We start from the raw sequence: 13,756 nt of genomic DNA, 5'->3' as shown, positions 1-13,756 counted from the left end.
AACGGAGTCCACCATGAGCACCTCGATCTACCGCCTCGGTACCGCCAATCAGTATGACAGCGCTTTGCGTAACATTACCCAGCGCAACAGCGAACTGACCAACCTGCAAGAAAATTTAACTTCGGGCAAGCGCGTGGTCAAGCCCAGCGATGACCCCGTAGCCGCTGCCCAAGCCGAACGCGCTTTAACACGCATCAGCCGCATCCAAACCGAACAGCGTGCCTTGGATTTGCAACGCAACTCAATTGCCCAAGCCGAGTCCACCTTGCGCCAGGCCGTCAATCTGAGCCAAGAAGTGCGTGAAATTTTGGTCAATGCGGGCAATGGCATCCACACCCCCAAAGACCGGCAAACCTTGGCCAACCAACTGCAAAGTCTGCGCGACCAAATGTTTGAGCTGTCGAGCCGCAAAGACACCAACGGCCAGCCGCTGTTTGCCGCGCTGGGCAGTGGGCTATCGCCGCTGCTGGGGCCGCAGTCGTCGGGTTTAGATTACGTCTTTGACGGCTTGGCCGGACAGGTAGCCGCCAACGGCAGCAATATTCCGATTGGTTTGGATGGCGATGCCGCTTTTACCTTCAAGTCCGAGCGCGATGGTGTCTATCATGCGGCCTTTCAGGCCAGCACCCTGACCGAACTGCCACCGAGTGCCGTCGATGGCACAGAAGCCAGAATCCCAGCGGTTACACCCAACCGCAAAATTGGTACCAGTACGGTCGAGGTGGTGAACCAGAGCGCTGTCACGGGGGATGCTTACACGATTCAGTTTAGCAATGTTGGCCCCGGCACCGATGCTGGCACTCTGACAGCAACCTACACCTTAACCAACACTACCACGGGCGAGGAATTTGAACCCGTCACGCTGGCCGATTTTCCGGTAGATAAGCCTTTGAACATCGAAATCTCGCAAGCCGCCGCCGAGGCCACTGCTGGCGTGGGCAACGAAGATGCTGCCGTGGGCAAATTTATCCCCGGCGTGAAATTCACCATCAACGCCACGCCCACCAAGGCCGTCGATGGCACCATCACCTTGGCCCCCGCCAATGGCGATACCTTTACCTTGCAACCCAAGAGCGGCCTTTTTAGCGTGATTGATACCGCGATTGCCGAACTCAAAGGGGCCACCGACAACAATGCGGCCATTCAGGCCAGCGCACAAGCCTTGGGCAATTTGGATAAAGCGATGGAGCGCATCCATACCGTGCGTGGCTATGCCGGTGAGTTACTCAACCGCGCTGACCGCATCATGGGCGACCAAGAAAATCGCTCGATTCAGTTAGAAGCCGACCGCTCGCGCGCCGAAGATTTGGACATGGTCAATGGTATTTCCAAATTTCAAGGACTGCAAACTGGCTACGAAGCGGCACTCAAGTCTTACTCTATGGTACAAAAGACCTCGCTGTTCAATTACATGGCCTAACAAAGGTTCTAGTCGCTTATGGTGCAATCGGTTCTGGGCAGCCTCACATTAGGCTATCGGCCACTCTGGAGCCGCGCCCGGCGGCTGATGGGGGTGCAGCTGTTTGTCCACGCCCGCGACGAGGCAGTGGCGCTCAATCTGCCCCATTTGCTACGCACCCTGCGCGAAATTTGGTCAGAAAACTCGCCGCCGGTGTTGTTGTCCCCGCAGCAACCCAGTTTGCTGCAAGAGTTTTTGCGCCATCCCAACCCCGGTGCCCCTTTGATTGAGGTGCAGGGACGCTGGTTGCTCAACCCCGATATTTTGGAACAGGTGCGTGCCGCCCATGCGCGCGGGCAGCGCTTGGTCTGGCGTGGTGATTTGAGTCTGCTGCCCCCGGCCGAAGTCGCACGCTACTTTACCAGCAGCTTGCTCAGTCTAAGCCCCGAGATGGCTTTGGCCGCCTTGCGCGCCGGGCCAGACAGCAGCCCTATTTTGGCCGGGCAAATGTACGAAGGCATCGCCAGCCGTCTGGTGATGCAGCACTGCCTAGACCAGCGCAATGCCTTGGCCTTGGTAGGTTGGCCGACCGAAGATGTCATTTACAGCCTGCGCCACAGCCACGCCAAGCCAGCGCACGCCACCATCGCCAAGCTGATGCAGGCGATTGATGCCGAGCAATCGCTAGAGACCTTTGAAGACATCCTGAGCCAAGACCCAGTGCTGGCCTACCGCTTCATGAACTACACCAACTCGGCGGCACTGGGCTTGCGTACCGGCATTGACTCCTTGCGCCGGGGGCTGATGATGATGGGCTATGGTTCCATCCAACGTTGGTTGGGCAGCCAGTTACCCCATGCCAGCACCGAGCCAGATTTAGACCCGGTCTATCAGTCGATGGTGATGCGCGCGCAACTGACCTCACGCCTGTTGGATGCTGGGGTAGAAAACGAACTGCGCCGCGAGGTCTATTTGTGTGGGCTGTTCTCGCAATTGGACTTGGTACTGCGCGAGCCTATCGGCAATATCCTCAACCGCATTCCGCTGTCTGAACGCATCTACGATGCGATTGTGCAAGGCACTGGCCCCTACGCACCGAGTTTGCAACTGGCCGCCTTGTTAGAGACAGACAACGCCGCTGCCATCCAGCAATTGTGCGAAGAAAATGAGCTGCCGCCGGAAGAAGTCAACCGGGCGCTGCTGCGTACCCTGTCTGAGCTAGAAGTGCCACGCGGGCGCAACGCTTAAACCAGTCTGCGCGCTTACCCGCAAACCGGGCACGCGCACGCAGTCATACAATGTAAAGCTTCACCACTTTCAGGGAGTAATAGGCTCCCTTTGTATGGAAATAGCAATACTTTTCGCCCTCATCCTGCTCAATGGCTTGTTTGCCTTGTCGGAGATTGCGCTGGTCACGGCGCGCAAAGCCCGGCTACAAAAGATGATTGATGAGGGCGACCACGGCGCCTTAGCTGCCGCACAATTGGGCGAAGACCCGACCCGGTTTTTATCGACCATTCAAATTGGCATTACCTCGATTGGGGTACTCAACGGTATTGTGGGCGAGGCCGCCTTGGCAGCGCCTTTGGCGGTTTCGCTGCAAAATTTGGGCGTGCCCCAACCTTACGGCAGCTACGCGGCCACCGGTTTGGTGGTGGTGTTAATTACTTACTTTTCGATTGTGGTGGGCGAATTGGTGCCCAAGCGCATTGGCCAATCGCATCCAGAAACCTTTGCCCGCTTGGTAGCGCGGCCCATCCATTTGCTGGCGGTGGCAACCAAGCCATTTGTGCTGCTTTTGTCCGGCTCTACGCGCGCTTTGCTGCGCTTGTTGGGCGTGAAAGAAACCAGCGGCAGCCCCGTGACGGAAGAAGAAATCCATGCCATGCTGGTAGAAGGCACTACGGCAGGTGTGATTGAATCGCACGAGCATACGATGGTACGCAATGTGTTCCGTTTGGATGACCGGCAAATCGGCTCACTGATGGTGCCGCGCGGCGATGTGGTGTGTTTGGATTTGGATGCACCGTTTGAAGAAAATCTGCGCCGCATAGAAGATTCTGACCATGCGCGTTTTCCGGTGGTGCAAGGCGGCATGGATAACATCCGGGGCGTGATTAACGCGCGCCAGTGGTTGGCGCGCACCCTGCGCGAAGGTGACCATGCCTTGTCTAGCCAGCATTTGCAGGCGGCACTGTACGTGCCCGAAACCATCACGGGCATGGAGCTGCTCGACAACTTCCGTCTGTCCGATGTTCACATGGCATTTGTGATTGACGAGTACGGCGAGGTGCAAGGCATTGTCACGCTGCAAGACTTGATTGAAGCCATTACCGGCGAGTTTCAACCGCGTGACCCCGAAACCTCTTGGGCCTTGCAGCGCGAAGATGGCAGTTGGCTGCTCGATGGCCATATTCCGGTGCCAGAACTCAAAGACCGGCTGGGCTTGGCCAGTGTGCCCGAAGAAGAGCGTGGCCGTTACCACACCCTGAGTGGCATGATTATGCTGCTGACCGGGCGCCTGCCCAAAGAAACCGATACCGTGCAATGGGAAGGCTGGAAGCTCGAAGTGGTGGACATGGATGGCAAAACCATCGACAAAATTTTGGCCTCGCGCTTGCCAGAAAATCCCTTAATCGAGACCGATTTATCCACCACCGAGGCCACGCTGGTTCAGCGGCCATAAATCATGGCATCTAGGCCCATTGCGCGCAGCTTGGCAGCGGCGCGGTCGGCCTCGGCGCGGCTGGCAAAGGGGCCTACGCGCACCCGAATCAAGTCTTTGTCTGCATTGGTAAAGTGTTGCAGTGTGGCGGGCAAGCCCGCGCGTTCAATGCGCGCATGGACTTTTTCTGCATTGCTGGCCAAGGCAAAGGTGCCCGCGTGGATAAAAAAGCGCCCGGTGGCGGTGTCTTTTTCTTTGTCTTTTTCCTTTTTTTTCTCATCCGCTGCACTGGCGGCTGGTGTGGCTGGGCGGGCGGTTTGTACCGCTACCTTGCCCGGTGTTTTGGCGGGTGTTTTTACCGGTGTTTTGCTTGGCGCGTTAGGGCGCGCCGGTGCTGGCTCTGGTGCAGGCACAAATACCGGCACGGGGTGGGGTGGTGTTGGGGCCGCAGGTGTTGGATGGCTGGCATCTCGGCTGCTGTAAACCTTGGCTTGTGGCTTGGGCAGCGGCTCTGGTGGGGGCTTGATGGCTACTTTGGCTGGAAGGCGCTGGGCTTCTTCGGGCGGCGGCTGTGGCGTTGGGGCGGATACCGGTGGTGTCGGCTGTGCTGACGGTGTTGGCTGTGTCGGTGGCAATGCGGCAACCGTGGGTGTAGCGCCCTGTATCGGCAAAATGGGGGTTGGAGCTGGCGTTGGTGTTGGTGTTGGCGTGGGTGGCAACGGGCTGGCCATCGTAGGTTCAGGCGCTTGGCTGCTTAACAAGGGTTGTTGTGGGGGAGCCATGCCCACCAAAGCCAACACGCCGCCCAGTGCCAGTAGCAGCACATGGGCCAGCGCTTGCCAACCCATGCGCCGGTTGCTGCCCGCGCGGCGTGCCAGCAAGGTGCGCGCTTGGGCCAAGGTTTGTGCTTCGGCAATCGCGTTGTGAACGCGCAATTCAGTTTGGGCATAGAGCAGCGCATCCCCATACAAGCCCGGTAGCAGCGTGCCCACCACGCCAAAAGCCAACAACAGCCACCAGCGCACCGAGGCCAAGGTGGGCATGGTGGCAGCATCAACCCACCAAAACAGCCCCAGCAGCAGCGCAGCTAAAAAGGCATACAAACCCGCTGGCCGCCACAGCCGGTGAAACACCATCCAATGCAGGGTGAGAAAGGCAGCGGCCCCGTTCCAACCGGGGCGGGTGCGGCCCGTGGCCTCAAACTGGGAGAACACCCGGATATTGCGCTCAATGCCCACCGGCCCCAAGGCATGGCGGTAGAGCGACATCAAGGGGCTATCGGGGGTGGGATTGGGTGTGGCGGTGGTTGAAGCGGCGTCGGGGGTGGTCATTGTGGTTACTTATTGCAGCGCCTCTGCTATCCTATCCCAGCGCCTCTCCTTGAGCATCACGAAGCGGCAACGGCCTTCGGACAGCTTGGCCCAGAGGCCACCCATCAGGCGGTCGTCTTCGGCATTATTCCAGCGGTCTGCGCCTTTGTATTCCACTGCAAGAATGGCATTTGGGTGGTCTGTGTTGCCGGGTAACTGGCACAGAAAATCTGGGTAAAACCGGCCATCAGCTTTTTGTAGAAAAAACGAGCAAGCTTCGCGCCGCACCAGGTTGCGTACCCAAAACTCGATGCGGCCTTGCTGCGCCCATATATCCAGCTGGCAAGCGCATTCGAACTCTTCTTTGCTGTCGAAATCACCGATACGGCCATAAAAATGTTTGCGGAAATCGAAGGTACCAAAGCGCCCGTCGTAATCGCGGCTGGGGGCGTAGGCTTGGGCGTGAAACTCAAAGGCATACTGGTCGGTTATCGCTACACGCGATGCAACATCGCTGCCAAACAGCAGTTGCTGGTAGGCTTTGCTCACCGCCTGCTGGCGCAAGTCTCGGATACGCGCTTCTAACAGCTGGCGTATCAAAAATTTTTGCACATTGGCACGCGCTAAGGTGAAGCCCTCCCGGCGCAGCAAATCAACCAGCCATGCCGCCACAAAAGCCTGTTTGCTGGTGTGGGTTAAAGATGGTTCTGGCAAGTTGCGGCAAAGCCAAGTGGCAAGGCGAATGGTATCCCAGTGTTCGGGCTGATAGACCAACCCCAAATCGCGTTGCAGTTCAGGCAAAAAACGCGCAGTCACGCGACCAGAAGCGTTATCCACGTCAATCTCCCCACCTTCGGCCACTTTCAGGCCAGCGCCGAGTAAGAACAGCTCATCGGCAGTGGGGGCCGCATCGTAGGGTGACAAGTCCCACGGGTATTCCAATACCTCCGGGTCATCGAACAAAATCAGCTCACCCTGCACACGCAAGGCCAACTGCGGCACAGCAAAGCGCACCCCCAATTCGGCAGGAGTCTGAAAGAACTCGATGGCCGTGGTGCGACTGGCTTCGGCGGCTTGTACGATGGCCGCTGCGGCAGTTTCCGAGGTGACTGAAGCGCTGAGAACTTCGGCCTCGTCCTCGGTCAGTGGGGTGCTAATGGTCAGGGTGTTGAGTTTGCCATCCCAGCTGACCTTGTCGCGCACAGGTTTGGGCACGCTTTTCAGGTTGGGCTTTTCTGGCAGGGTAATGGTGACGGGGCGAACCACGACACGCCCAGCGTGGCCTTCCAAGTCCAGTCGCGCCTGTTCTGCCTTGGCAGCGGTGACAAACTCTGCCACCTCGCGCTTCTCGAAACCAGCGCCAGCCACCAGCCGGTCACGCAAAGCCCCAGCGGTGTCGGCAAAGTTGCGCGAGACCACGAAGGCATAGGATTGGTTGAGCGCCTTGGCCTGCCGCTGGCTGGCCCCTGGCTGGCGCAACACGCGCCCCAGCAATTGCTCTACCGCCGTGGCCGACGATAACGATGCCATGCTCACCAAAATATAGGCAAACGGGCAATCCCAGCCCTCGGCCAGTGCCTTCTGGGTGATAACAAACTTGACTGGACAAGCTGGGTCGGCAATGCCCAATGGGTAATCGGCCTCGATTTGCTCTAGCCCTTTTTCGTCGCCAGTGGCCACTACTATCTCGTGGGCCGGGATATTGTGGTTGCTGAGCAACTCGTTTTTCACCCGCTCAAAATCCAGTGTTTCCACACCGGCGCGGCGCGGCTCGGACTGTATCAGCACCAAGGGGCGCAAATAGGGCGCACCGGCACGCTGTTCTTCAGCGGCCAGCTGGTGCAGCGCCTCACGGCGGCCAAGGGCATCGGCCAAACACTGCTGCCAATTCGGTTCGGTTTGCAGCAGCACTGGCAGCTTGATCATTTCTTCCGCCTTCAACTCGGCGGCGCACACGCTGTGTAGCACGTTGCTGGGTGTGCGTTCCAAATCCGGCGTGGCGGTAAGCTCCATGACCCCGCTGGGGCGAAAGCGTGCCAGCATATCAAAAGCCAATTCGGTGCGGCTGTTGTGCGCTTCGTCCACAATGACAAACGGGCGGCGCAAGCGCAACACGTTAGCGAGTGAATAGGGCGTGGTGCGCTCTGTGCCTTCACCATCGCGTAACAAAGCATCGCGCTGTGCGGGTGACAGGTTGTCAAAGTGGTGCATTAGTGCGCCACTGGACTGGTACACCTTGCGGCATTCTTCCTCTTCCACTTGAAACGCTTGTCGCGTGGCCACGATGATGGTGGTAGAGCTGTCCAAGGTGGCGCGGGTGATGCTTTTGGCCTCGTCCAAATCCAATACGGTGATAGGGCCAGCCTCGCGCAGTGCGGCATGGTAAGGGTGGGCGCGATTTTTGAGTGCCTTGAGGGTCTGCTCACGGATGGGCTTGCTGGGCACCAGCCACAGGATAACGCTGTGTTCACAGCGTAGCAGGTGCGTATTGACCAGCTGCACGCTCTTGGCGGCCAGCCAAGTTTTGCCGCCGCCGGTGGGCACACGCAAGCAAAAGTAGGGCATATCCGGCGGAAATCCCGTCAAGGGGTAGTAGGGGTTGCCTTGCCCCCATAAGCGTTCGGTGGTGGCGGTAAAGGCTATCGAGGGCGACGGCAGTTCGTGGCAAGCCTTGAAATAGGCTTGCACGCTCTCCAGCACTTGCTCTTGGTAGCGTTTGGGTGTGAAGGCGCTCATGTAGCTTTTCCGTTGACAGAAGCCGCATCCTGCGGCGCGCTGTCGGTGTGGCCCGCTTGGGGATAGATATGCTCTAGCACCCCATTACGCACCACCACCACGGCAGTGCCGGTCTGTGCGGCAATTTGCCGGGCGCGCAGGGCAGCGCGTTGCAGGGCCAGTAAGGAGCCGCGCAAGTCGGCATTGTTGGCGTTCTCAATCGGTTGGAAAGGGGTCATGCGGCTTCACTCCAATTCAGCAAAATCGGTTCTTCGCCCGAGTTGTCGTACAGCGCCCACGCATCCACGGCAGGGGCGTAATGGCGGCTCAGGTTGTCTAGCCCGGCCTCAAAGCGGCGGCGGATGACAGCTTCAGGGATATGGTGTCCGCCTTGTTTCACCCGCTGGGCCACCCGTGCCACCGCCTCCTGTGCGCTGGCCAGCCGTAGAAAAATCAACTCTACGCGGTAGCCAGCAGCACGCCAACGGGCAATGTGGCGCAGGTAGGCCCGCCCCGAGAGTGTGGTTTCAAAGGCAAAGCTTTGCCCGGCTTGAAAATGCCGTTCCAGTTCTGCCAGCATCAGCCGCGCTGCGGGTAAAGCGGCACTTTCGGGGGCAAATGGTGCCAAGCCAGCCGCAATCAGGTCGGCATTCAAAAATTGGGGGCAGTCCGCCTCATTGGGTAAAAATTCGCGGGCAAAGGTGGTTTTGCCTGCCCCGTTGGGGCCGGCGATGATGATGACTTTGCGCTCGGCCATCGGGTCAAAGCTCCAGCGCGTAGGGCGTTTGCTTGAAGGTGATGCCTTCGCGGGCGGTGCGCGTACTCAGGCGCTTGGCAGCGGCATAGATGACTTTGGGGCCAGAGAACTTGGGTAAAAGATAAAAAACCGCATCAGTCAACACATTGCCGCCGCCGACGGATTGGTCTTTCAGAATGCCGTTGTAGAGCAGGTAAATGGCGCGGCCTTGGTGGATGCCCAACAGGGGTGAATCGGCTTGGCCGGTGTAGCCGGTTTGGGTTTCAGAGAACCAGACAAATTTGGCCAGTTCAGCAAACGTGACATCGCTGCGGATGTGGCCGTTGGCATCGAACAGCGGTTCTGCGGACAGGCGGCAGAATTGGAAGCCGCTGCCGAGGCCATTTACCTGCTCGCCCGCTGTATTTATAAATCCATCGGATATATTTTTTAAGCGGGGTACGGTTATTTTTTCCGCCGTTTTTTTGTCAACCTCAATCAGTATGAAATTTCTCTTCTCTCCTTCTGCGGCCAATTCTATGATGGCTTGACCGGTTGTGCCGCTACCAGCAAAGGAATCTAAAACCATATCCCCTGCATCAGAGCCTACTTTTATAAGATATTTGATAAGATCTTTTGGCTTTGGGTAGCTGAAATACAGTCCCATTTTTTCTATTTCAGCACGCATTTTTTCTGTGGTGCTGAAACCTCTTAAAACAGAAAGAATGTTCCGCGCCTTTTCTCCACGCTCTCTGTGATAATAAATAACCCCGCTCTCAGAGAGGAAAAATTTTAACTGCCCTCCATCATCATCCAAAGGGCAAAAATTGTTGTCGATAAATCGCTTCAATTTTTTTGAATTAGCCCATCCAGAAAAAACCCTGCAAGGCTTTAGGAGCTTTCGATTGTTCCCTACCATTGGGTCTAACCTAAGCGGAAATTGGACATTTCCAAAGCGCCGTTTCAGGGGGTTGCTTGAGAGTTTTTCATTGACCATTGCCTGAATTAATCCGTATGGAATTTCACTAGCAGGCAGGTTTATAGTTTCAGCAGACAGTGGAAATCCAGCTGGCAACTCAATTTCATTGGGGGGATTGGCAGGCCCATTTTTTGTAATTGAATTTTGGGCGAATCCAGCCCAAAGATTGCTTTCTTCTCTGGTATTGGGGTCAATGACGTGCCCAAATTTTACTTTCTCTGAATCTAAAGCATAACAGAGAATATACTCATGATTTACCTTGACATGAAACTGATTGTCTGTATGTCCTTCGGTATTCCAAATAAATTGTGCAACGAAGTTTTTTTGCTGAAAAATTTCATCCATCAGCCAACGCAAAGATGCCTGTTCATTGTCATCTATCGAAATGAAAATTAATCCATCCTCGCGCAAAAATTGCTTCAATAGCACCAAACGCGGGTACATCATGCACAGCCAACGGTCGTGCCGGTCTAGCGTTTCGCCTTCTTTGCCCACCACCTCGCCCAGCCATTGGCGGATTTCAGGGCTATTCACGTTATCGTTATAGACCCAGCCCTCGTTGCCGGTGTTGTAGGGCGGGTCAATATAGATGCACTTGACCTGTCCGGCGTAGCGCGGCAGCAGTGCTTTGAGCGCGTGCAGGTTATCGCCCTGCACAATCAGGTTGCCTGCATCTGCCGGGCCGCAAGAGAGTTCCGGCACTGGCTCTAGCAGGCGAAACGGCACATTTTTATGGTGCTTTGTAACGGCATCTTTGCCGATCCAGTTCAATGTTGGCATGGATGCCTAGCCCCTCTTGCGCTGTGCGCGATGGTCGTTGTTTTGTATTTAGCGCACCGGAATCGGGATACTTCTGTCCACCGGCACGGCTGTGACGCTATTTTGCGGTGAACCGTCAATCAGCTTTTCTGAGTAGGTCAGATACACCAGTGTGTTGCGTGTGCGATCCACCATCCGCACAATGCGTAAGCGTTTGAATAACAAGGACATGCGCTCGCTAAACACTTCTTCTTGCTGGCGCAAGGGCTTAGGAAAGCTAATGGGGCCGGTTTGGCGGCAGGCAATCGAGGCTTCAGCACGGTCTTCGGCCAAGCCTAGCGTGCCTTTGATACCGCCGGTGCGCGCCCGCGAGACGTAGCAAGTTACGCCCGGTGCGCCGGGGTCGTCATAGGCTTCGACCAGAATGTCGTGGTCGCGGCCTATCCACTTGAAGGCGGTATCTACCGTGCCGATTTTTTCGCCACTGGCATGGGCCGCTATGCTGGCCAGCGCCAGCAGCAGCCCCGCAGCGCTACGGCAGCAAAGAGAAGAAAGTGTGTGCATGGTGCCCGGATTGTGCCGCACACCTTGCACCTACGGCGTTTTAAGCCTCGCGGCAGCGTTGCGCCAGATGCTCTAAGGCTTCTTCCACTTGGTCCACCAGCACCAAGCACAAATCGCCGGGGTTGAGGCGGGCCAGTGCGGCATCAATGGCCTTGAATTCACCGTAGATTTCTTCGACATGGCGCGTGCGGCTGGCCCCTTGCAGGCCTTCGCGCAACAGGGCAATCACTTCGCCATCGTCGCGGCCACGCTGGGCAGCATCTTGGTACAAAATGACATCATCAAAGGCAGCGCCCAAAATCACGGTTTGGGCGCGGATGTCTTCATCGCGCCGGTCGCCCGCACCGCTAATCACCACACTGCGCCGGTGGCCGGGCAGTGCATCCACGGCGGCCACCAAGGCACGCATGGCATCGGGGTTGTGGCCGTAGTCGGCAATCACGGTGGCCCCTTTGTAGTCCATCAGGTTAAAGCGGCCCGGCGCGTTGTCGCTGTCATTGACAAAGCCCGACAGCCCACGGCGGATGGTTTGCCACGGCAGGCCAGCGCCCCAAGCAGCGGCCACGGCAGCCATCACGTTTTCGACTTGGAAGCCAATTTTGCCGTTGCGTGTGATGGGCACATCGCGCAGGTGGATGGTTTCGCGCCACGAGCCTTCAGCGGCCACGATGGAGTCGCCATCGACATAGACCGAGCGATGCCCTTGGGCGCGGTGCGTTGCCATGACGGGGTGGTGGCGGTCCGCAGCAAAGAAGATGATTTTGCCGGGGCAAGCCGGGGCCATTGCCGCCACAATCGGGTCGGCAGCGTTGAGTACCCCATAGCCATCGGGGGCCACGTTTTGCACAATCACCCGCTTGAGTACCGCCAAATCTTCTACCGTGGTGATGTAGTTCAGGCCCAAGTGGTCGCCCTCGCCAATGTTGGTGACCACGGCCACTTGGCAGCGGTCAAAGCCCAAGCCCTCGCGCAAGACACCGCCGCGTGCGGTTTCAAACACGGCTGCATCCACTTCGGGGTGCAGCAGCACATTGCGGGCGCTGCGCGGGCCGGAGCAGTCGCCGCTGTCAATTTGGCGGCCATTCACATACACGCCATCGGTATTGGTCATGCCCACGCGCAAGCCTTGGGCCGAGAACAGATGGGCAATCAAGCGGGCGGTGGTGGTTTTGCCATTCGTGCCCGTGACAGCCACTACCGGAATGCGGCCATCTTGGCCGGGGGCAAACAACTGGTTAATCATGGCCTGACCCACATTGCGCGGTTTGCCATAGCTGGGGGCCAAGTGCATCCGCAGGCCGGGGGCGGCGTTGACTTCGACAATGCCACCGCCTTGCTCTTCAATCGGGTGCAATACGCTTTCGCAGACCAAATCCACGCCGCAAATGTGCAGGCCAATCATTTGTGCTGCTGCCACAGCGCGGGCGGCCAAATCGGGGTGTACATCGTCGGTCACATCGGTAGCGGTGCCGCCGGTGGACAGGTTGGCGTTGTTGCGTAACACCACGCGCTGGCCTTTGGCCGGGATCGAGTCGGGCGTGAGGCCTTGGGCGGCCAAACGGGCCACGGCAATATCGTCCAGACGGATTTTGGTCAGGGAGGTGGCATGGCCTTCGCCTCGGCGTGGGTCTAAGTTGACCAAATCGACCAGTTCGCGCACGGTGTGGATGGCATCGCCCAGCACTTGGGGTGGCTCGCGCCGGGCGGCGGCTACCAAATGGTCACCCACCACCAGCAGGCGGTAGTCGTGGCCGGGCAAGAAGCGTTCTACCATCACCGTGCCATATTCTTCGGCCACGCGGTAGGCATCGTCCAGTTGGGCGCGCTCGGTAATGTTGACGGTAACGCCTTTGCCTTGGTTGCCGTCTTGCGGTTTAACCACCACGGGCAGGCCCACTTCGAGGGCTACGGCCCAAGCCTCGTCCATGCTTTCTACCGGGCGACCCAGCGGCACGGGCACACCAGCAGCGTGCAGCAGGCGTTTGGTCAGGTCTTTGTCTTGGGCAATGGATTCGGCCACGGCGCTGGTGGAGTCCAACTCGGCGGCTTGGATGCGGCGCTGTTTGCTGCCCCAGCCAAATTGCACCAAACTGCCTTGGGTCAGGCGGCGGTACGGAATGCCACGCGCCACCGCAGCATCGACAATTGCGCCGGTACTGGGGCCAAGGCGCTCGTCTTCGTCCAGTTCGCGCAATTCGGCCACTGCGGCCACTCCATCAAACTGGCCGCCGCTCAGTGCGGCTTCAATCAAGGCTTGGGCTTGTTCAAAGGCTTTGCGGCCCACGGCTTCTTCGGTGTATTCCACAATCACTTGATAGACACCGGGGTCGGTGGTGTGGGCGGTGCGGCTAAAGGTGACTTGGCAACCGGCCTGCGCTTGCAGCGCTAACGCAGCCGATTGCAGCACATGCGCCAAAGAGATGTCGCTGTCACTGCCTTCGGGGTGCAGCGTACCAATGGCCGGAAACAGCGCCCGCAGGCGGGCTTCAAAGCCATCGAGTTGGGCCATCGCACGCTCAGCGGGGGTGCAAGAGACCACGGCCTCAATGGCGGTATTGCGGCTCCAGAGGTTGGGGCCACGCAGGGCACGGATGCGGGAAACGTCCATGATGGGTTCTTCTTTCGGCAG

General features: G+C 58.0%; 10 protein-coding genes. 3 read left to right on the top strand and 7 right to left on the bottom strand.

Annotated features, from left to right (window positions below):
- Positions 1–13 precede the first annotated feature (13 nt).
- The 3 genes from flgL (at position 14) to PHX60_RS00355 (ending at position 4,085) form a co-directional block, all read left to right on the top strand.
- Positions 14–1,420: a flagellar hook-associated protein FlgL gene (flgL, locus tag PHX60_RS00365; protein ID WP_300073016.1), complete on the top strand. Its 1,407-nt coding sequence runs from the start codon at positions 14–16 to the stop codon at positions 1,418–1,420.
- Positions 1,421–1,438: 18 nt separating this feature from the next.
- A complete protein-coding gene (locus PHX60_RS00360; RefSeq protein WP_300073014.1) occupies positions 1,439–2,647 on the top strand; it encodes an HDOD domain-containing protein in 1,209 nt (402 codons plus the stop codon).
- A 94-nt stretch (positions 2,648–2,741) separates the two neighbouring features.
- Positions 2,742–4,085: a hemolysin family protein gene (locus tag PHX60_RS00355; protein ID WP_300073011.1), complete on the top strand. Its 1,344-nt coding sequence runs from the start codon at positions 2,742–2,744 to the stop codon at positions 4,083–4,085.
- Here the strand turns inward: PHX60_RS00355 and PHX60_RS00350 are convergent.
- From PHX60_RS00350 to cphA, 7 genes are read right to left on the bottom strand one after another with little or no spacing between them, the layout of a single operon-like run.
- On the bottom strand, positions 4,073–5,395 hold the full coding sequence (locus PHX60_RS00350) for an SPOR domain-containing protein (protein ID WP_300073007.1): 1,323 nt from the start codon (positions 5,393–5,395) through the stop codon (positions 4,073–4,075). The genes PHX60_RS00355 and PHX60_RS00350 overlap by 13 nt on opposite strands.
- A 9-nt stretch (positions 5,396–5,404) precedes the next feature.
- Entirely contained in the window at positions 5,405–8,110 is a 2,706-nt protein-coding gene (locus PHX60_RS00345) for a DEAD/DEAH box helicase family protein (protein ID WP_300073003.1), read from the bottom strand.
- Positions 8,107–8,328 carry a hypothetical protein gene (locus PHX60_RS00340; protein ID WP_300073001.1) on the bottom strand — a complete coding sequence of 74 codons (222 nt, stop codon included), beginning with the start codon at positions 8,326–8,328 and terminating at the stop codon, positions 8,107–8,109. The genes PHX60_RS00345 and PHX60_RS00340 overlap by 4 nt, the downstream gene beginning before the upstream one ends.
- Positions 8,325–8,846, bottom strand: a complete 522-nt coding sequence (locus PHX60_RS00335) for an AAA family ATPase (RefSeq protein WP_300072998.1) — start codon at positions 8,844–8,846, stop codon at positions 8,325–8,327. Before PHX60_RS00335 ends, PHX60_RS00340 begins: the two co-directional genes overlap by 4 nt.
- Before the next feature lie 4 nt (positions 8,847–8,850).
- On the bottom strand, positions 8,851–10,584 hold the full coding sequence (locus PHX60_RS00330; protein WP_300072995.1) for a site-specific DNA-methyltransferase: 1,734 nt from the start codon (positions 10,582–10,584) through the stop codon (positions 8,851–8,853).
- A gap of 48 nt (positions 10,585–10,632) precedes the next feature.
- Positions 10,633–11,127, bottom strand: a complete 495-nt coding sequence (locus tag PHX60_RS00325; RefSeq protein WP_300072992.1) for a CreA family protein — start codon at positions 11,125–11,127, stop codon at positions 10,633–10,635.
- 40 nt (positions 11,128–11,167) lie between these two features.
- The gene (gene cphA / locus PHX60_RS00320; protein ID WP_300072989.1) at positions 11,168–13,735 is read right to left on the bottom strand and encodes a cyanophycin synthetase; all 2,568 of its coding nucleotides are present in this window, start codon (positions 13,733–13,735) and stop codon (positions 11,168–11,170) included.
- Positions 13,736–13,756 lie beyond the last annotated feature (21 nt).

Source organism: Giesbergeria sp. (assembly GCF_028686475.1).
Taxonomy (GTDB): Bacteria; Pseudomonadota; Gammaproteobacteria; order Burkholderiales; family Burkholderiaceae_C; genus Simplicispira.
Note: the sequence above shows the minus strand (reverse complement) of the source record. Positions and strands in the feature narration are given on the sequence as shown.

Coding starts and splice junctions, on each gene's coding strand:
- PHX60_RS00360 (WP_300073014.1), top strand. CDS start 1,439: ATGGTGCAATCGGTTCTGGGCAGCCTCACATTAGGCTATCGGCCACTC.
- PHX60_RS00335 (WP_300072998.1), bottom strand. CDS start 8,846: ATGGCCGAGCGCAAAGTCATCATCATCGCCGGCCCCAACGGGGCAGGC.
- PHX60_RS00345 (WP_300073003.1), bottom strand. CDS start 8,110: ATGAGCGCCTTCACACCCAAACGCTACCAAGAGCAAGTGCTGGAGAGC.
- cphA (WP_300072989.1), bottom strand. CDS start 13,735: ATGGACGTTTCCCGCATCCGTGCCCTGCGTGGCCCCAACCTCTGGAGC.
- PHX60_RS00330 (WP_300072995.1), bottom strand. CDS start 10,584: ATGCCAACATTGAACTGGATCGGCAAAGATGCCGTTACAAAGCACCAT.
- PHX60_RS00355 (WP_300073011.1), top strand. CDS start 2,742: ATGGAAATAGCAATACTTTTCGCCCTCATCCTGCTCAATGGCTTGTTT.
- PHX60_RS00350 (WP_300073007.1), bottom strand. CDS start 5,395: ATGACCACCCCCGACGCCGCTTCAACCACCGCCACACCCAATCCCACC.
- flgL (WP_300073016.1), top strand. CDS start 14: ATGAGCACCTCGATCTACCGCCTCGGTACCGCCAATCAGTATGACAGC.
- PHX60_RS00325 (WP_300072992.1), bottom strand. CDS start 11,127: ATGCACACACTTTCTTCTCTTTGCTGCCGTAGCGCTGCGGGGCTGCTG.
- PHX60_RS00340 (WP_300073001.1), bottom strand. CDS start 8,328: ATGACCCCTTTCCAACCGATTGAGAACGCCAACAATGCCGACTTGCGC.